At 72.0% G+C, this 17769-nt stretch carries 16 protein-coding genes; 7 read left to right on the forward strand and 9 right to left on the reverse strand.

The window, feature by feature from the left end; genetic code table 11:
- Position 1: 1 nt before the first annotated feature.
- The 4 genes from WME97_RS48510 to WME97_RS48525 are packed head-to-tail and all read left to right on the forward strand — an operon-like array spanning position 2 to position 4999.
- Positions 2-1291 (forward strand): YcaO-like family protein, encoded by a 1290-nt coding sequence (locus tag WME97_RS48510; protein ID WP_437547980.1) that lies wholly within the window; start codon positions 2-4, stop codon positions 1289-1291.
- Positions 1288-2694: a TfuA-like protein gene (locus WME97_RS48515; protein WP_437547982.1), complete on the forward strand. Its 1407-nt coding sequence runs from the start codon at positions 1288-1290 to the stop codon at positions 2692-2694. The genes WME97_RS48510 and WME97_RS48515 overlap by 4 nt, the downstream gene beginning before the upstream one ends.
- Positions 2691-3653, forward strand: coding sequence for an ABC transporter ATP-binding protein (locus WME97_RS48520; protein ID WP_437547984.1), 963 nt, complete (start codon positions 2691-2693; stop codon positions 3651-3653). The genes WME97_RS48515 and WME97_RS48520 overlap by 4 nt, the downstream gene beginning before the upstream one ends.
- Positions 3650-4999: an ABC transporter permease gene (locus WME97_RS48525; protein WP_437547985.1), complete on the forward strand. Its 1350-nt coding sequence runs from the start codon at positions 3650-3652 to the stop codon at positions 4997-4999. The genes WME97_RS48520 and WME97_RS48525 overlap by 4 nt, the downstream gene beginning before the upstream one ends.
- A 48-nt stretch (positions 5000-5047) precedes the next feature.
- Here the strand turns inward: WME97_RS48525 and WME97_RS48530 are convergent, their stop codons facing one another.
- The 9 genes from WME97_RS48530 to WME97_RS48570 form a co-directional block, all read right to left on the reverse strand.
- Positions 5048-5542, reverse strand: a complete 495-nt coding sequence (locus tag WME97_RS48530) for an SRPBCC family protein (RefSeq protein WP_437547987.1) — start codon at positions 5540-5542, stop codon at positions 5048-5050.
- Positions 5526-5858, reverse strand: a complete 333-nt coding sequence (locus WME97_RS48535; RefSeq protein ID WP_437547989.1) for an ArsR/SmtB family transcription factor — start codon at positions 5856-5858, stop codon at positions 5526-5528. Before WME97_RS48535 ends, WME97_RS48530 begins: the two co-directional genes overlap by 17 nt.
- A 238-nt stretch (positions 5859-6096) precedes the next feature.
- Positions 6097-6573: a hypothetical protein gene (locus WME97_RS48540; protein ID WP_437547991.1), complete on the reverse strand. Its 477-nt coding sequence runs from the start codon at positions 6571-6573 to the stop codon at positions 6097-6099.
- 419 nt (positions 6574-6992) lie between these two features.
- Entirely contained in the window at positions 6993-7508 is a 516-nt protein-coding gene (locus tag WME97_RS48545; RefSeq protein WP_437547993.1) for a hypothetical protein, read from the reverse strand.
- Positions 7509-7739: 231 nt separating this feature from the next.
- A complete protein-coding gene (locus tag WME97_RS48550) occupies positions 7740-8192 on the reverse strand; it encodes an MmcQ/YjbR family DNA-binding protein (RefSeq protein ID WP_437547995.1) in 453 nt (150 codons plus the stop codon).
- Between the two features lie 129 nt (positions 8193-8321).
- Positions 8322-8846 carry a hypothetical protein gene (locus WME97_RS48555; RefSeq protein WP_437547997.1) on the reverse strand — a complete coding sequence of 175 codons (525 nt, stop codon included), beginning with the start codon at positions 8844-8846 and terminating at the stop codon, positions 8322-8324.
- 269 nt (positions 8847-9115) lie between these two features.
- Entirely contained in the window at positions 9116-9982 is an 867-nt protein-coding gene (locus tag WME97_RS48560) for a helix-turn-helix domain-containing protein (protein ID WP_437547998.1), read from the reverse strand.
- A gap of 62 nt (positions 9983-10044) precedes the next feature.
- On the reverse strand, positions 10045-11151 hold the full coding sequence (locus WME97_RS48565; RefSeq protein WP_437555656.1) for an SUMF1/EgtB/PvdO family nonheme iron enzyme: 1107 nt from the start codon (positions 11149-11151) through the stop codon (positions 10045-10047).
- A gap of 131 nt (positions 11152-11282) precedes the next feature.
- Positions 11283-11777 (reverse strand): TlpA family protein disulfide reductase, encoded by a 495-nt coding sequence (locus tag WME97_RS48570; RefSeq protein ID WP_437548000.1) that lies wholly within the window; start codon positions 11775-11777, stop codon positions 11283-11285.
- A 279-nt stretch (positions 11778-12056) separates the two neighbouring features.
- On the opposite strand from WME97_RS48570, the gene WME97_RS48575 reads away from it, so the two are divergent.
- The 3 genes from WME97_RS48575 to WME97_RS48585 all read left to right on the forward strand — a co-directional run bounded on the left by WME97_RS48575 (position 12057) and on the right by WME97_RS48585 (position 17695).
- A complete protein-coding gene (locus tag WME97_RS48575) occupies positions 12057-14747 on the forward strand; it encodes a HEAT repeat domain-containing protein (protein ID WP_437548002.1) in 2691 nt (896 codons plus the stop codon).
- A 288-nt stretch (positions 14748-15035) separates the two neighbouring features.
- Positions 15036-15416, forward strand: coding sequence for a hypothetical protein (locus tag WME97_RS48580; protein ID WP_437548004.1), 381 nt, complete (start codon positions 15036-15038; stop codon positions 15414-15416).
- A complete protein-coding gene (locus WME97_RS48585; protein ID WP_437548006.1) occupies positions 15413-17695 on the forward strand; it encodes a M20/M25/M40 family metallo-hydrolase in 2283 nt (760 codons plus the stop codon). The genes WME97_RS48580 and WME97_RS48585 overlap by 4 nt, the downstream gene beginning before the upstream one ends.
- Positions 17696-17769: the final 74 nt, after the last annotated feature.

Below are 17769 nucleotides of genomic sequence, written 5' to 3' on the forward strand. Positions count from 1 at the left end.
CGTGGAGACTCAGACCAAGCTTCCGCCCATGCCGGGGCTCTCGGGCCCCGAGAAGAAGCGCTTCATGAACGGCACCCACCGCGCGGCCTCGCCCGAGGAGACCCTGGATCGGATCAAGGGCTTCATGCCGGCGATGGGGATCACGCGGATCGCCAACGTCACGGGGCTCGACGCGATCGGGATACCGGTCGTCGTCGTCTGCCGCCCCAACTCGCGCTCTCTCTCGGTCAGCCAGGGAAAGGGGCTGACGCTCGCGGCGGCGAAGGTCTCGGGGCTGATGGAGTCGATCGAGGCCTATCACGGCGAGAACATCGTCCGGCCGCTGCTCCTCGGCTCCTCTCGCGAGCTCCGGCGCTCCCACGCGATAGCCGACGTCTCCGCGCTGCCGCGGACCTCGAGCGTGCCGCTCGACGAGGACACCCCGCTCCTGTGGGCCGAGGGCTACGACCTCATGCGCGGCGCCCCGGTGTGGGTCCCCTACGAGCTCGTGCACGTCAACGCCACCGCCACGGGCCGAGTCAACCCGGGTATCTTCTGCTGCTCGACCAACGGGCTCTCGTCGGGAAACGGGATCCTCGAGGCGGTGAGCTACGGTATCTGCGAGGTGGTCGAGCGCGACGCCACGGCCGTGTGGGGGGCGCTCACCGACGAGGAGCGGGACGCGAGGCGGCTCGATCTCGACAGCATCGATGATCCGGGCTGCCGCGAGGTGCTCGCGCGATTCTCTGCCGCCGGGATCGCCGTCGGCGCGTGGGAGACCACCTCCGACGTCGGTATCCCCTCGTACGAGTGTCTGATCGCCGAGCGGACGGAGGACGCCGTCCGGGCGCTCCACGGCTCCGGCGGGCAAGGCTGCCACCCGTCGCGCGCCGTCGCGCTGCTGCGCGCCCTCACCGAGGCCGCTCAGACCCGGCTGACGGTCATCTCGGGCGCGCGCGACGATCTCCTCCGGACCGAGTACGACCGCCACCGGAGCCCCGATCAGGTCCGGCACCTCCGCCGGCTGCTGACGGCGCGCGGAGAGCGCCCGTTCTCCGCGGGCCCGACGTTCGCGGGCGACACGTTCGAGGACGACGTCGCCTGGCAGCTCGAGCGGCTGCGCGCGGTCGGGATCGACAGCGTCGTCGTCTTCGATCTCACGAAGCCGGAGTTCGGCATCCCCGTCGTCAAGATCGTGATTCCCGGGCTCGAGGGGATCCACTCGTTCCCCAACTACATCCCTGGCCGCCGGTTCCGCCGCGCGCTCGAGCGCCGGAGCGGGAGCGCGGCGAGCCTGAAGGAGATCGTATGAGCATCATCGTCTTTGTCGGTCCGACCCTCTCGCTCGAGGCCGCGCGGGCGGAGCTCGACGCCACCTATCTGCCGCCGGTCTCGCAGGGCGACGTCTACCGCGCATGCGCGAAGCGCCCGAGCGCCATCGCGATCATCGACGGCTACTTCGAGCGGGTCCCGGCGGTCTGGCACAAGGAGATCCTCTTCGCGATGGCGCAGGGCATCCACGTCTTCGGGAGCTCCAGCATGGGGGCGCTGCGCGCCGCCGAGCTCTCGGCCTTCGGCATGGAAGGCGTGGGCGCCATCTTCGAGGCGTACCGCGACGGCTTCATCGAGGATGACGACGAGGTGGCCGTCGTCCACGGCCCCGCGGACAGCGGCTTTCGCGCCGGCTCCGAGGCGATGGTCAATATCCGCAGGACGTTCGACGCCGCGGCGGCCGCGGGCGTGATCACCGCTGCCACGCGCGACGCGCTCACGGCGGTCGCAAAGTCTCTTTACTATCCCGATCGCGTCTATCCGATGATCCTCGACGCCGCGTCCCGCCACGGCGTCCCGCAAAGCGAGCTCACGTCGCTGCGCGACTTCCTCCCGAAGGGGCGCGTCAACCAGAAGCGCGACGACGCGATCGCGCTGCTCCGGCACCTCCGCGCGCGCGCCGAGGCGGGCTTCTCGCTGAAGACCGTCACGTACAGGTTCGAGGTCACCGAGTTCTGGTGCCGCGCCGAGCAGGCCGCCGGCGAGATGGTCGCCGCGGAGCGCCCGACCGCCGGCGACCCGTCGCCGTATGAGACAGTCGCCCTCGACAGCATCCTGGACGAGCTCCGCCTCGACGCGGCGGCGTACGGCCGGGCGAAGCGCGGGGCCATGCTCCGGTACCTCGCGCTGCAGGAGGCCGAGCGGCGCGGGCTCACCGTGGACAACGCCGCGCTGGAGCGGGCGTCCGACGCCTTCCGCCGCGAGCGGCGGCTCTATGAGCCGGCCGACGTGAAGGCGTGGATGGGTCGGTTCAGCGTCGGCTGGGGCGAGCTGACGCGGCTGCTCCGCGACGAGGCGCTCATCGGCTGGGTCGAGAAGGCGGTCGACGAGGTGGCGCAAGGCCACGTCCGCGACCACCTCTCGGTCTCCGGCGAGTACGCGGAGCTGCTCTCCCGGGCCCGCGACAAGCAGCAGCGCCTCGCCGAGCTCGGCCTGTCGAACCCCGCCTTCTCCGACGCCGGGATGGCCGAAGGCGACCTGATCCGGTGGTATTTCGAGCGATGCCTTGGCGCGCCCGTGCCGCCCGATCCGGCGGGCGCGCTGCGCTCCGCCGGCTTCGCCGACGCGGACGAGTTCAAGCGCGTTGCGCTGCGCGAGGTGTGTTATCGCCGCGCCGCGCACGGCGACCGCGCCGCGAGCGCCTCGGCCCCGGAGCGCCGATGACGCCCGCGATCTCGCTCCGCGGGGCGACGAAGGTCTTCGCGTCGCGGCGGGCCGTCGACGCCGTGTCGTTCGAGGTGCGGCGCGGCGGCGCCACAGCCCTCCTCGGCCGGAACGGCGCCGGGAAGACGACGACGATGCGCCTCGTGACAGGCATCCTCCTCCCCGACGAGGGCGCGGTCGAGGTGCTCGGGGGCAGGAGCGACAGCGTCGCGATCCGCGATCGCGTCGGGTACCTCCCGGAGGAGCGAGGCCTGTACAAGCAGATGCCGGTCGCCGAGCACCTGGCCTTCCTCGGCGAGCTCAAGGGCGTCCGCCCGCGCCGCGCGCGCGAGAGCGCCGCGCGGCTCCTCCGGTCGCTCGAGCTCGAGCACGTCGCGCGCGCGAGGATCGAGACGTTGTCGAAGGGCAACCAGCAGAAGGTGCAGCTCTGCGGCGCGCTCGTCCACGACCCGGAGATCCTCGTCCTCGACGAGCCGATGTCGGGCCTCGATCCCGTTAACGCCGTGCTCGTGAAGCGGCTCTTCGGGGAGCTCCGCGCCGCCGGAAAGACCCTCTTGCTCTCGACCCACGTCATGCCGCTCGCCGAGAGCCTGGCCGACCACGTGGTCGTCGTCGATCGGGGGCGCGTCGTCCTTTCGGGGCCCGTCGGCGAGGTGAAGGCGTCCTTCGCCGGCAACACAGCGCGGATCGAGTTCGACGGCGACGGGACCTTCCTCCTCGGCGTCGACGGCGTGGTGAGCGCGCGGATCGAGCCCGGCGCGGCGGAGCTCGTGCTGCGTGACGCCGGCGACGCGCAGCGGGCGCTCTCGGCCGCGCTCTCGCGCCTCCAGGTGCGGCGGTTCGAGGTCTCGTCGCCGTCGCTCGGCGAGATCTTCTCTCGCGTCGTCGGCGAGGGCGCCCCGCCGCCGCTCGCCCACAGGGCGCGCGCGGGTCGCGAAGCGGCGCTGGAGGCGTCATGAGCCGCGTCCTCGTCGTGCTGAAGCGTGAGTACGTCGCCTCGGTGAAGACCGCGTCCTTCGCCCTCACGACGCTCCTCCTGCCGGTCCTCTTCGCGGCGGTGGGCCTGCTCCCTGCGCTCATCGTCGCCGTCGGCGCCGGCGACCGCTCGGTCATCGTGGTCGACGGGACAGGCGGCCTCCGCGGGGTCGTGGAGGCCGCCTCCGCGAGCCTGGCCGAGGAGGCGTCGGCGAGGTCCAGCGCGAGGTCGCTCGGCGCCGCGATGGGCAGCGCGGTGCTCCCGAGGGCCGCCCGGCTGCGGCTCACCTACGTGGCCCCCGGGGACGCCGCCGCCACGAGCGCGGCCGTCGCGGCGCTGCTCGACGGCGCGAGGGCGGGCGTCGAGACGGGAGGGCACGGCGTGGACGGCGTGGTGGTGCTCCCGCCCGCGATGCTCGAGGACCCCGGCGCGCGGGGCGCGCTGTACGCGAAGGGGGCTGACCTCGATGCCGTCGAGCACGCCGCGGCGGTGGTGGCGCGCGGCGTCGCCGTGGCGCGGTGGACGGCGCGTGGCCGCGACGCCGCCGAGATCGAGGGCCTCCTGTCGCCCCCTGCGTTCGACTCGGCGCCTCTCTCCTCGAGCGGCCCCGGGGGCCCCGGCGGAGACCTCGACCTGCTCGTCGCCTTCGGCTTCGGCGGCCTGCTCTTCGTCGCGATCCTCTTGAACGGTCGCGAGATCTTGCGCCGCATCGTGCAGGAGAAGTCGGACCGGATCATGGAGATCCTCCTCTCGTCGGTGACCCCGTTCGAGCTCCTGTCCGGGAGGATCCTCGGCCTCGCCGCCGCCGGCCTCACGCAGATCGTCGTGTGGCTCGGGATGGCGGCTGTCGCGGGCGTCGCGATAGGCGCGCTGGGAGGGCCGCGCCTCATCGACGCCGAGACCCTGCTTCGCCCCATGGTCGCCGTCTACTTCGTCGTGTTCTTCGTCCTTGGATACCTCGTGAACGTGGCTGTCTATGCCGTCGGGGGCGCGGCCGCGAGCTCCGAGAAGGCCGCGCAGCAGCTGATGAGCCCGATCTCGATGGCGCTCTCCGCGCCGCCGTTCTTCCTCGTGGTCATCGCCGGTCACCCCGGCTCGACGCTCGCCGTCGTGCTCTCGATGATCCCGATCTACGCCCCGATGGTGATGTTCGTCCGGGTCCTCGTCTCCGAGCCGCCGCTCTGGCAGATCCTCGTCGCCGTCGGCGGCACCGGCGCGACCGTGCTGCTCTTCATCTGGGTGGCTGCAAGGATCTTCCGGATAGGCGTCCTCTCCCATGGAGCGACGCCGACCCTCCGCGAGCTCTGGCGCTGGGCCCGCGCCGGGTGACGCGGGCCGACGGCGCGATCGGCTGTCCGGACGCGCGGCGCAGCGCTTTCAAGCCGCCGACAGCGTCTTGCCTGTCTCGAGCAGCGTCTTCAGATCGCTCAGGATATAGCTCCAGCCACCGCCGGCTTCCTTGATCGCGCCCGAGGTGATGGCCGCCGTCTTGGGCGCGTCGCCGACCTCGTGGGTCACGGTCAGGGACGTGATGCCGTAGGGGCTCACCTCGATCTCCCAGGTAAGTCGCCTGAAGCCTTCCTCCTTCATCTCGGGATCCCAGAGGATGCGCCACGTCTGAACGAGCTTTCGCGGGGGATCGGCCTCGATGACCTCTCCATCGATGATCACGTTGGGGCCGCCGTGCTGGGCCATCTCCGCGCTCGCGAACGCCTGGTATTTGCCGCCGGGGCGCAGATCGTACTCCGCGCGGGCGCAGTAACCGTATTTCTCGATCCACTCGGGCTTCGTGATCGCCTCCCAGACGGCCTCGGGCGTCGCCTTGATGTGGACTCGGTAGATGTGGACCGGCTTCTCACTCTTCGTCGTCATTGTTCTTCTCCAGGTGTTTCTTCAGATCAACGAGCGCCGAAATGCGCCCCTCGGTGTACTTGTCGATCCAACGATCGTGGATCTGGCGAATGGGGACCGGGTTCAGGTAGTGAAGCTTCTTCCGGCCCGATCGAACCGTGACGACGAGCCCCGCGGCTTCGAGCACCCGAAGGTGCTTCATCACGCCGAACCGCGACATCTCGAGCTCGGACTCGAGCTCCGTGAGCGTGAGGCCGTCACGCACGAAGAGCCGGTCGAGGAGGGAGCGCCGGGTGGGATCGGCCAGCGCCTTGAAGACGCGATCGTCGTCCGTCACCTCCTTGATATGTTACCAAATGGTCACCTGTCAAGGTCCGGGATGCCCGGCCGCCGCGGGTCCGGGTGCGGCCCGCAGCAGGTGCTCCGATGTAGGATGCGAGGAGCCGCGACAGCTTGATGCTCGCGCTCGGCGACCGAAGGCATGGGCGCGAGGGGATGCGGTGACGCGGCGGACGCCGGCTGTGCAGCCAGATCGAGCGTGGCCGGGCGGCCGGTCAGCGGGGCGAGGGGCGACCTCAGAAGCCTTCGCCGTTTTCGAGGATCGACGGGCAGAGCGCGCGGACGCCCGCGCACTCCGCGGGAGGCTGCAAGAGGTCGAGGCTGGACCCGCACGAGAGCGCCTTGAGGGTGCCGGCCATGGCGATCAGGCAGGTCTTGGCCTCCGCGACCGTGACGGTGCACCCCTTGAAGTCGTACGTGAAGCACCTGGTCGACGTCAGAGGTTCATTTGCAGAGAGGAGGCACGCCCGCCAGATGGCCGCGCACTCCTCTATGTCAGAGGAGTTGAGCAGTCCGATGAGATCGCACTGGTCTGCTCTCGCGAGCTTCATCGGCTCTTTGAGGTCGTCGCACACCTGGGTGGCCTCTCGGCTCGTCAGCTCGCCGAGCTGCCGGTTCTCGTCGAGGGCGCTTGCGGTCTCGCCCCCATCGTCACCGCACGCCGCGAGCGCGAGCCCAGCCGCCAGGACCTCGAGAAGCGTCATCCGTCTCATTCGAGCTCTCCTTGACGAGGAAGGTGCGTTCCTGGCCGTTCAGGACCCGCAGGCGCCCCGTCGCCCCGACGATACCCGCGCTCCGCGCTGCCGGGCAGCGTCCCCATCCGGAGCGCCACGTCGGCTTTGCGTGCCACGCGGTCGACGGTCTCGTCGGTGAGGCTCAGATCGGCGGAAAGCGCGGGATGGCGCTCGAGGCATGCACGGTCGCGCGCAGCTCGCGGAGGCGCTCGGCCCACCGCATGTCATGGCCTGGTCGGAGAGGGGGCGTGACGGGCGCGGCGCCGGACAGGGAGCTTCATCGCGATGGCGACGAGGCCAGGCTCCCCGGGCTGTTCCTGGCCGACCTCGTGGCGCTCATCGCGCGCTTCGAGGTCGTGACGCCCGGGGACGATCGGGAAGCGGGGCGCTGGGCGGCCTCAGGAGCCCTCGCCTTCGGGCCCCCCGGTGCTGAGGACGTCCGCGCACTTCTCGCTGAGGGCGGCGCAACCTGCCGGGGGCTCTCCGGAGGTGTCGGGCGGCGTTGCGCACGTGAGCGCCTTGATGGCGTCGGCCTGAGCCTTCACGCAGGCCTTGTACTCGGCCACCGTCGCGGTACAGCCCGCGAAGCCATCGGTGGAGCACTCGCCGCCGCCCTGAGCGGGCTGCTCCGGTTCGCTCATGCACTCGGCCTTGGTGGTCTCGCAGTCACCGCCGAACGCGCCGGCGAACGCGCCGGCGACCTCGCACAGGTCTTCCTTCGTCATGGTGACCGACGCGGCGAGATCCTGGCACAGCGCCTGGGCGTCCGCGGCCGTCAGCTGGCCCAGCTGCTTGCCGTCGAGGTCACCTCCGCTCTGGCCCCCGGTGTCCCCGTTGCCCCCGTCGTCGTCGCCGCCGCATGCCGCGAGCGCGAGGCCAGCCATCAGCAATCCAAGAAGCTTCATCCGTGTCATCGAGCGCTCCCTCATCGAGAATGTTCACCAGCGTGTCCGCGCGGCGCTCGAGGACGGCTCCGCCGAAGGAAGCGAGCGGGCTGCATCGTCGACCGGGCAGGCGAGCGGGCCGAGCCTACTACGACCACGGTTCAGTCTTTCTTCCTGCTGGGGAGAAAATAGAAAGCGGCCTCGGCGCGGGCCTTGCCGCGCGCGCTCGAGGCGCTCTCCGGCCGGGTGTCTCGGCGCCCGTCAGGGGGCGCGCCGGCGTCCCCGCGGGCGTGAGGGTGCGCCCGGAGGCGCCGCCGGCTTCCCGCTGCGGCCGGCGTCCCACTGCGCGACCACGCGCTTCGGCGCCACGCGACGCCAGGCGCCCACGAGCAGCTCTTCCAGGAGCGTCCGATCGACGCGGCGGAGCTCCACCCGGGTCCAGCCCTGGTGTCCCCACGGCGTCACGGAGAAGACGTCGGGCTGCGCCTGCACCAGGCTGTCTTGCTCCTCGAGGGACAGCTTGAGGACCGCGCGCTCCTCCGCCACCCAGTGGGTCGCGAAGATCTTCCCCCGCACGCGGAACGATGGTTTGCCGAAGTGGTCCTGCTCCTCGGCCTCGGGAAGCGACAGCGCGAGCCTCTGGAACTCTTCGGAACGGAGACCAGGAGGAACGTGCGTGGGAGGCGTGGGAGGCGTGGGAGACAGGCTCGACATGGTGTTCGTCCCTTCGAAGCCTATCCTGGAGAAGGCGATGCCGGCGGTCTTGTAAAGATTTTACCCCGCCGCGGGCTCGTGCCAGCGAGACCGAGCCGCGCGGCGGGGCGGGCGCTGCGCTCAGGAGTGTTAGCCCTCGCTCTCGTCTTCCTCTTCTTCCCCTTCCCCTCCGCCCAAGGCCCCTGGGCACTTCTCCTCGATCGCGGCGCACGCCGCCGGCTTCTCCGCGAGGTCAGTGAGCGTCGATTCGCACGTGAGCGCCTTGATGGTGCTCACCATGGCGTCCACGCAGGCCCTGACCTCCGCGACCGTTGCGGTGCAGCCGGTGAACTGGGACGCTCCGCACGCTTCGAGGTCGTCCGTCTCCTCGGGCTCCTCCGGAGCGCTGATGCACTCCTGCCTGGTGGTCTCACACTCCGTTCCGAACAGAGAGGCAAGCACCCCCGCGGCCTCGCACGAGTCCTCCTTCGAGATCGTCTTGGCCTGCCCGCGGAGGTCGTCGCACAGGCCGTCGGCCTCGTCGGCCGTCAGCGCGCCGAGCTCTTTGCCTTCGATGTCGCTCCCGCTACCGCCATCGCCATTCCCCTCATCATCGCCGCAAGCCACGAGCGCGAGACCAGCCATCAGAAACCCGAGAAGCTTCATCCGTGTCATGTCGAGATCTCCTTGAAAGAACGAGAACGTTCACCTTGAGCAGGCCCGCGTGGCCCTCCAGGCGATGCCACAGCGCCTGGAAGCGCTGGGCGCGGCGCCTTCCGGGCGACTGCGCTGCTCAGACAGGTCTACGTTCGATGAGAAGATTCCTTTCCTCCGCGAACGGCGAGCGCAGCTTTTCCACGCGAGCGCCGCCCTCGCCGCGTACAGGGAGTCCCACGTTCGACCCGGCGCGCCCGACGCCCGAGGCCCCGAAGAGCGCTCGCGCGCTACGGGCTCATGCCGGCGACGTCGATCAGCGCTGCGCGCGTCCGGGTCGGGGTCGTCCCGCTGAACTGCTTCACGTCCCGCGCGAGGTGCGCCTGGTCGTAGTAGCCGAACCGCTGGGCGAGCTCCGCCCAGGTCCCCGTGGCGCCCGTCTTGAGGTGCCGCACCAGCCGGTCGAAGCGCACGAGCCGCGCGAGGAGCTTGGGCGGGACGCCGACGTGCTCGCGGAACAGGCCGATCACGTGCTTCTGGCTGTAGCCGAGCTCGCGCGCGAGGGCGCGCATGTCGACAGCGCCTCCGCGCTCCTCGATGCGGCGGAACGCCCACGAGACCACGCCGACCTCGAGCCGCGCCTCGTCCACGCGCTCGCCGAGCGCCCGCTCGATCAGGTCGAAGCGCGCGTCCCAGGTCGGGAGCTCCTCGAGGCGCTCCGCCAGCCGGGCGTGCTTCCTGGGCAGCAGATCGCGCGCCGCGATCACGCGCCCGGTCAGCTCCTCCATGGGCACGCCGAAGAAGAGCCGCGCCCCGATGGGGGTGAGGTTCACCTGGAGCCCGCGCTGGAACCCGTCGTGCTCGGTGATCGTGAAGGTGGCGTCGAGGCCCGCGACGAAGCCGCCGGGGTGCGAGGAATGGCGGCGATCGCTCCCCGCGTCGAACACGCGCAGCGGCGGTCCGAACTCGATGATCACGACGACCTGCGGCGCCGGGAGCTCGCGCCGCCGCAGCGGCCCGGGCGTCTCCTCCGTGTAGCCGCTGTAGTCGCGGATGTACGGGCGGAGGTGCGGCGCCGGGGGCCGCGTCGCGATCTCCCAGCGGCCCTCAGCGGAGTTGCCGCGGGTGATCCGAGCGCGAGGCGCCAGCGCTTGCATCGCAGGGGAAGGGTACCCGTCGATACGTGCGCGAGCCAGGCGCGCGCGCAGGGGGTGTCAACTCAGCGGATCGTCTTACAGCACCTCAGCCCGAGGTGGTAGTTCGCGTGCCACGCGTCCTCCATCGGCTCGACGTGCCAGCGCGGGCTGTAGGCGCAGTGATCGGGGTAGGTCTCGCGGCCCTTCGGCCTCGGGGCGTCGTGCTCGCGGGCTACCTCGACATAGAACCAGGCGCTCCCCTTGAGCTGGCTGTACAGCTTGCCGTCGTCGCGGTCGCGGCGGGTCATGATCTCGGCCACGTTGCCGTGCTGATCGAACACCCCGAACCGCGAGCGGCACGCGGGGAAGGACCCGGCAGGCTCGGTGTCGGTCGCGCAGGTCTTGTAGGCAGAGCGCGCGGTGTCGCCGTCGCACGGCTTGCCGTCGATGTCGCGGTGCGGCGTCTGCGTGTGGCAGACGGCAAGATCGAGCTCGTCACCGTAGGCGTACGTCCTCGGCTTGCCGCCCTCGGGATCGCCGCGGCACGCGAGGCTCCACTCGTCCTCGGTGCAGAGGCGCTTGCCCTGCAGGCTGCACACGGCCGCCGCCTGCGTCGGGCTCGCCCAGACCATCGGCAGCTCGCACGGCTTGTTGGGGAACTCGAAGATGTCGATGCAGACATCGGCCGACGCCGGCTTCCCGCGCTTGAACACGGGCACCATGTTCTCGTGGCCGCCGCAGCGGGCGCGCTGCTCCTCCGTCTGGAGGACGACGCCCCGGAGGCCCTCCAGGCACTGCTCCTTCGAGCGCGTGTGCCGCGCGAGCTCCTTGTTGCCCTGGTTGAGCCGGGCAGGGGAGCCGCCGCCGAAGTTCTTCTCCAGGAAGAGCTCGGGGTTCTTGAGCTTCCGCTCTCGCTCCGAGAACTCCTTCAGCGAGAAGAGCCGCACCAGATCCTCGCGCGCCTCGTAGTGGGTCGCCATCGGATCCCCGACCGCCCCGGGCGCGCCAGCGTCGCCGCCGGCCGCCTCGGGCGCGCCGGAGGCCCGAGGGGCCGGCGCCTCCGGGTCGGAGGCCGCCGGGCCCGGAGGCGGCGTGGAGGCGCTGGCCGGAGGCGGCGCGCCGGCGTCGCGGCCGCGATCGGCGTCGTCGCGGGAGCAGGCCGGCGCGGCGGCGGCGAGCGCCGCCAGCACGAGGTGCAAGGGACGGGAGGGAGGAGGCACGTGGAGCGAGCGGGGCACGTCGAGCTAGAGAGGCACGTGGAGCGAGCGGGGCACGTCGAGCTAGAGAGGCACGTGGAGCGAGCAGGGCGCGTCGAGCGAGATCAGAGGGCCGCCTCGATGATCTCGGAGAGGCTCGCCTCGTCGACGACGCCGGTCAGGTAGGCCGCGACCTTCCCCTGCCGGTCGATCACCACGAGGCTCGGCAGCTTGTCGACCCCGTAGTGGGCCGAGGCCTCCTTCGCGTCGTCGATCAGGATGGGATACGAGAGGCCCTTCTTGAGCGCGTACTGGCTGGCCACCTGGGGCGGGTCGTCCACGTTGACGCCGAGCACCACGAGCCCCTTCTTCTCGTAGCGGCGCGCGATCCGGTCGAGGATCGGCGCCTGGACCGCGCAGGGCCCGCACCACGTCGCCCAGAAATCCAGGATCACCGGCTGGCCCCTCAGCTCGGCGATCTGCATGCGCGCGCCGGGCTCGCCGTTGGCGGCGACCGGCAGCGTCACGTCGGGGGCCTCCGCGCCGACCATGCCCGAGGCCCCCGGCGCAAGGCGCGGCAGGATCACAAGACCAATCAGCGCGCTCAGGGCGATGAGCAACGCGACTGCAGGATAGAGAATCTTGCCGGAATTGGGCTGGGGTTCGGCCATACGGGCCCTGGGCTTCATAGCAAATCTTTGGGCCTACGTCCGAGCGGCTCTGGTACGGTCCGGCGCCTCGACCGGCCGGGCGCTTTGCCGCCTGGCCCGGGGGCGGGGGCGCAGCGCGGCTCGCCGCGCGACGCCGCCGCCGCCGGGAGGGGTCGGGGGCGCAGCGCGGCACGCCGCGCGATGCCACCGCCGTTCGGGTCACGTCGTCGCCCGCGCGCTGGAGGAACCATGCTCGATCGTCCGAATCTTTCACGAGAGAATCCCGCGGGGCCGCGCGGACGGCGCCCGCCGCCGGGGCCCCTTCCGGCCAAGCAGGCGGCCAAGTGGCCCCCCGATGACAACGATCTGCCCGGCGCCCCGCCGGCGCCCGCGGGCGGCGGCTTCGCGGACGACGGCAACTTCAAGCGCGGGCGGTTCAGCCCCGTGTCGATCGTGGTCGGCCTCGTCGTCGCGCTCGGCGCCGCGGGCGCCATCTGGCTCGGCGTCAAGCAGGACAGCCAGAAGATGACGGTCGACGCCGTCTCCAAGGAGAAGAAGAACATCTTCGTCCTGCCCAAGAAGGACCAGCTGCCCCTGTGGCGCAAGTGGGCCGCCGCGAGCGCCGAGCTGTCGCTCCAGCAGGAGGCCCTCATGCAGCTCGCGTGGGCCGACGACCCCGAGGGCGTCACGCACGCGCAGAGCGCGCTCGCGCTGCCGGACCACCGCGTGAAGGGCGTCGCCGCGCAGGTGCTCGCGTACTACGGCTCGCCCAAGGCCGACAGCGCCAAGCCCGCGCTGCTCGAGGCGCTCAAGGTCGCGGACGAGAGCGACCGGCCCCAGATCGTCTGGGCCCTCGTCGAGCTCAAGGAGCCGGCCGCGTTCAAGGACGCGATGGACCAGTACAGGAAGGGGTTCCTCTCGAAGGTCGAGCGGCTCGGCGGCGGCATCGCCTTCGACCCCGAGAAGCTCGCCGGCCTCGTGTCGCTCGAGGAGCTCTCGAAGCTCGCGACCGACGAGAGCTCGTCGGTGCGGCAGCTGGTCGCGACGGTCCTGTCGCGCAACGCCGAGCCCAAGTGGACGAGCGCGCTCATCACGCTCGTGAAGGACAAGGACGTCGAGGTCGCGCGCGAGGCCGCGAACGGCCTCGGGAGGATCGGCGACGAGACGGCGCGCGCCCCGCTCCTCGAGGCGCTCGCGAACGCCGACAAGGCCAGCCGCCAGCGCTTCCTCGAGGCGCTGCGCGACGGCATCGGCGGCGAGGGGCTCGTCCTCGCCCTCGACAGCGTGAAGCAGGACCCCGAGGAGACGACCTGGTTCCAGACGAAGCAGATCATGGAGATGCTGCGCGAGCTCGCCGACCCGCGGTCGGCCGACCCGCTCGTGAAGTGGATCGAGGCCAGGAAGCCGCCGCTGCACTGGCAGGGCGAGGCGGGGACGCGGCTCGCCGAGGTCGGCGACATCCGCGCCGCCAAGTTCCTCGGCGAGCGGCTGCTGGCCGACCCGCTCAAGCTCTACAAGCTCGAGAAGTTCTGGGAGGCGGACGAGGGCGGGCACCTGTCGCGCACCGATCTGCCGCGCGTCGTCGGCGCCCGCATGCTCGCCGATCTCGCCTCGATCCACGCGGACAAGGCCGCCGAGCTCAAGGCCGCGGCCGAGGCCCCGGTCATCCTGTGGCTCAAGGATCGCCCGCAGCCGCACGCGAACGGCCTGCGCTTCCTCGCCACGGTCCGCTCCGAGAAGATCCTGAAGGACATGCGCGACTGGGCCTTCCCGACGGACCCGCTCCCCAAGGAGGGGCAGCAGCCGCCGTTCCCCGCGGCCTTCGAGACCGCGCAGAGCGCGCTCCGGTACATCGGGCGCATGAAGGACGAGCCCTCCTACCCGAAGCTCCTCGATCAGTTCAACCGGAAGAAGGACCCGAAGCTGGACATCACCCAGGACGCGCTCCAGGGCGCCGGGCTCGCGATGCTGGGGATGGCGCTCCGCGCGGTCGCCTACGGCGCGTCGCAGGGGCTCGCCGAGTGGGGCGACCCGCGCGCGGTGGAGAGGCTGACGAAGCTCATCGAGGACGAGATGTGGCACGAGGAGGCCCGCCAGGCCGCCTGCGAGGCGATCGCCTGGTGCGCCGACGACAAGACGATGATCGAGGTGGCGAAGAAGGCGAAGGAGTTCGCGAGCAAGAAGGAGCCGCGCAAGCAGCTCATCGGCGCCTGCTACGCGTCGTCGCTCGCGCTCCGGCCGGTGCCCGGCGCGGCCGCCGAGCTCGTGCCGCTCCTCGCGGCCGACGTCGAGCCCGGGGTGCGCATGGCCATCGCGCGCGCCATCGGCGTCGGCGGCTTCGACGAGGCGGTGCAGGGGCAGCTGTTCGAGAAGCTCAAGGACGTCGAGGTCCGGAACGCGGCGGCGCTCGCGCTCATCCTCGGCGGCACGAGCGACACCGCGGCGCGGACGGTCGCGATGTACGCCGACTTCGACAAGTCCGCGCTGGACGACCTGAAGGACCACTACTACCGCGCCTTCGGCTACTGGTCGGACGAGGACTTCAAGCGCGGCAACCTCTACCGGTACGTCGCGAACGCCGAGGCGATCACGCGGGTGAAGGTCGCCGACGCGCCGCAGGAGTGGGCGCGGCAGCGGCTCCAGGCGCAGTTCGACAACCTGAAGTACGACAACGGCCCGCACTCGGAGACCCGCGTCGTGCTGCGCTACCGGCTCTTCCAGGAGGCCAAGAGCGGCGACGGCGCGAAGAAGAAGGGCGCGATCGAGACGCTCAAGTTCATGAAGGAGAAGGGCGTGCTCATGGCCCTGCGGCACGAGCAGGGGGAGACGGGCGCGCTCGCGAAGCGCGCGTTCCACGAGCTCATGAACCCGAAGGCCACCGTGGCCGAGGACCTGAGCAAGTTCGCCCCGGCGAAGGCCGGGGGCGCCGACACGCAGTAGCGGCGCGCGGTCCGGCGCGGCCGGCGTCCGGCCGGCGCGCGAAGCCGCGGCGCACGAGCCAGGGGCAGGGAGCCCGGGAGCGCTCGAGGAGGAGGTCGTCCTCTCCGGAGCTTCCGGGCTTCCTGTTTTTGTGCTGGCAGCGCGGCCATTTCCGTCTCCGGCGCGCGTCGGGCTGGCCGGGGTGGTCGGGTGACCGGCGCGTGTCGGGCTGGACAAAACGCACGTTTCGGAAGAGTGTTCGCGCCGAGGTGCACTGTGGCTACCTGGCGTGATGAGCTCATCGAAGCCGTGAAATCGAAGGCGGAGCGCGAGGCAGAAGAGCTCGCGCGGCACAAGAAGCGGGTCGCCGAGGCGCTCGCGGCCGCGGAGTCGGCCGTGTCGCTGGGGGCCGAGTCGCTGAAGTTCGCGCACGAGAGGCTGCAGGAGAAGGGGCAGCCCATCGCGTTCGCCCAGGAGCAGGACAAGCACCGGCTCGCGCTCGGCGACTTCAGCCTCTCCCTCGAGCTCCTGCGGGAGTCCGCGATCGTCCGGGTGACGTTCGGCGACGGCAAGCCGCGCGAGTTCGACTTCGCGAAGGACCGCCACATCGCGCCCGCCGACGTGGAGGAGTACATCGGCCGTCGCGCGCTCGAGCTGGTCCGCGCGGCGCAGAAGGCGTCGCCGTGGTGAGCGCCGGGCGCGCCGCGGCCCCGCTGTCGCCCCGCGCATGGGGCCTTCGCCGCGCCTTCGCCGCCGGCCTGCTCGCCGCGGTCGCGGCGTGCGCTCCGCCGGCCGCGCCGCCCCGCCAGCCTGACGCGCCGCCGGCCTCGAAGCCTGCCGCGCCGGCGCCCGCCGCGCCGGCCTCGGTGGAGGTCGATCCCGCCGCGGAGGCGCGGATCGCGGCGGACGTCGCGTACCTCGCGTCGCCCGAGCTCGCGGGGCGCGGGACGGGCGAGCCCGGCGCCGATCTCGCGGCCGAGTTCATCGCGCGCCGGTTCGCGGAGCTCAAGCTCTCGCCGCTGGGCGGGCCGGGGAGCGACGCGAAGGCGTACCGGCAGGTGTTCGACGCGCGGGTCGGCGCCGACGTGGCGCCCGCGGCGCTCGCGGTGCAGCGCGCGGGCCGGAAGCAGAGCGTCGAGGCCGGCAAGCTGGTCACGGCCGACGGGAGCGCGAGCGGCACGGTGTCGGGGGCCGCGGTGCTCGTCGGCCATGGAGTGACCGCGCCGGCGCTCTCCTGGGACGACTACGCCGGCCGCGATATCGAGGGGAAGATCGCGATCGTGCTCGACGGCGTGCCCACGCTGGACGGCGGCCCGGGTGGAGCGGCGCAGGCCGGCGCGCACGGCGGTGCAGCGCACGGGGGGCCGCATGGCGGCGCTGCGCCTGTGAATCCGCACGGCGGCGCTGCGCCTGCCGGTCCGCACGGCGGCGCTGCGCCTGCCGCTCCGCACGGCGGCGGAGCGCCTGCCGGTCCGCACGGCGGCGCTGCGCCTGCCGGTCCGCACGGCGGCGGAGCGCATGCCGGTGCAGCGCACGGCGGCGGAGCGCATGCCGGTGCAGCGCACGGCGGCGGAGCGCATGCCGGCGCAGCGCCCACCGATCCTCATCATCATGCGCCGCCTCCGCGGCCGGCGGACGCGCTCCGCGATTTCGGCAGCGTCCGCTACAAGCTCCGCACCGCCCGCGAGCACAAGGCCGCCGGGGTGATCCTGGTCGCGGCGGGCGACGAGCTCCCGCGGGTGTCGGACGACGCGGCGAGCATGGGCATCCCGGCCGTGGTGATCACGCGCTCCGCGGCCCGCGCGCTCTTCCCCGCGGCCGGGCTCGCGCCGCCCGCGAAGCCGGCCGCGGTGAAGCCGGCAGACGCGAAGCCGGCCCCGGCGAAGCCACCGGCCGTGAAGCCGGCCGCGACCAAGGCCGCCGCGCCGAAGCCGCTCGACGGCACCACCGTCGAGATCACGACCAAGGTCACCGCGCGGATGGCGCCGGCGTCGAACGTGATCGGCCTGCTCCCGGCGCGGGACGGCTCGCCGCATGCCGGTGAGTACGTCGTCGTCGGCGCGCACTACGATCATCTCGGCTACGGGGGCACGTCGTTCTCGCGCGCGCCCGGCGTGCATGCGGTCCACCCGGGCGCCGACGACAACGCCTCGGGGACCGCGATGCTCCTGGAGGTGGCGCGGCGGTTCGCCTCGCTCCCCGAGCGGCCGGCCCGGAACCTCCTGTTCATCGCGTTCGGCGCCGAGGAGCTCGGCACCATCGGCTCGCGGCACTTCGTCGATCACCCGCCGGCGCCGCTCGCGGGGATGAAGCCGATCGTGGCCATGATCAACGCCGACATGGTCGGCCGGATGCGGGACGACAAGCTCCTCGTCGACGGCCTGGGGACCTCGCCCGACTGGAAGTCGATCGTGGACGACGCCGCCCGCGGGCTCGGCCTCACGCTCCAGTTCGGCGTCGAGGGCTTCGGCGCGAGCGATCACGCGTCGTTCACGGCGTCGCGCGTCCCGATCGCCTTCCTGTTCACGGGCGTCCACGAGGACTACCACCGGCCGAGCGACACGGCGGACAAGATCAACGCCGCGGGCGTCTCGCGGTGCTCGGTGCTCGCGGCGCGGATGGCGCTCGCCCTGTCGCGGCGCGACGCGCGCCTCGCCTTCACCGACGCGCCCGCCGACCCGCACCGCAGCATGCGCGGCGGCTTCCGCGCGTCGCTCGGCACGATGCCGGACTACGCGTACCAGGGGCCCGGCGTGAAGCTCACGGGCGTGCGGCCCGACGCGCCGGCCTCACGCGCTGGCATGCAGGCGGGGGACGTGATCGTGCGCATCGGCGCCCACGCCGTCACCAACATCCACGACTTCATGTTCGCGCTCGGCGATCTCGAGCCGGGCCGCGAGGTCGAGATCGAGGTGGATCGCGGCGGGACCCGGGTGCCGCTCAAGGTCATCCCCGCCCCCGGCCGATGAGCCGGCGCCATCGCCGCGCCGCGCCGCCGGTCGCGCCACCTCGACGGCGCAGGGCTCCACGAGGGTCCTGCGCG

Origin of the sequence: Sorangium sp. So ce367, from assembly GCF_051520455.1 — a bacterium.
GTDB classification, from domain to species: Bacteria; Myxococcota_A; Polyangia; order Polyangiales; family Polyangiaceae; genus Sorangium; species Sorangium cellulosum_B.

What these genes read in the sequence shown, in the direction of transcription:
- WME97_RS48530 (WP_437547987.1), bottom strand. Translation starts at nt 5,542, where the DNA reads ATGACGACGAAGAGTGAGAAGCCGGTCCACATCTACCGAGTCCACATC.
- WME97_RS48520 (WP_437547984.1), top strand. Translation starts at nt 2,691, where the DNA reads ATGACGCCCGCGATCTCGCTCCGCGGGGCGACGAAGGTCTTCGCGTCG.
- WME97_RS48515 (WP_437547982.1), top strand. Translation starts at nt 1,288, where the DNA reads ATGAGCATCATCGTCTTTGTCGGTCCGACCCTCTCGCTCGAGGCCGCG.
- WME97_RS48545 (WP_437547993.1), bottom strand. Translation starts at nt 7,508, where the DNA reads ATGACACGGATGAAGCTTCTTGGATTGCTGATGGCTGGCCTCGCGCTC.
- WME97_RS48575 (WP_437548002.1), top strand. Translation starts at nt 12,057, where the DNA reads ATGCTCGATCGTCCGAATCTTTCACGAGAGAATCCCGCGGGGCCGCGC.
- WME97_RS48560 (WP_437547998.1), bottom strand. Translation starts at nt 9,982, where the DNA reads ATGCAAGCGCTGGCGCCTCGCGCTCGGATCACCCGCGGCAACTCCGCT.
- WME97_RS48525 (WP_437547985.1), top strand. Translation starts at nt 3,650, where the DNA reads ATGAGCCGCGTCCTCGTCGTGCTGAAGCGTGAGTACGTCGCCTCGGTG.
- WME97_RS48540 (WP_437547991.1), bottom strand. Translation starts at nt 6,573, where the DNA reads ATGAGACGGATGACGCTTCTCGAGGTCCTGGCGGCTGGGCTCGCGCTC.
- WME97_RS48555 (WP_437547997.1), bottom strand. Translation starts at nt 8,846, where the DNA reads ATGACACGGATGAAGCTTCTCGGGTTTCTGATGGCTGGTCTCGCGCTC.
- WME97_RS48550 (WP_437547995.1), bottom strand. Translation starts at nt 8,192, where the DNA reads ATGTCGAGCCTGTCTCCCACGCCTCCCACGCCTCCCACGCACGTTCCT.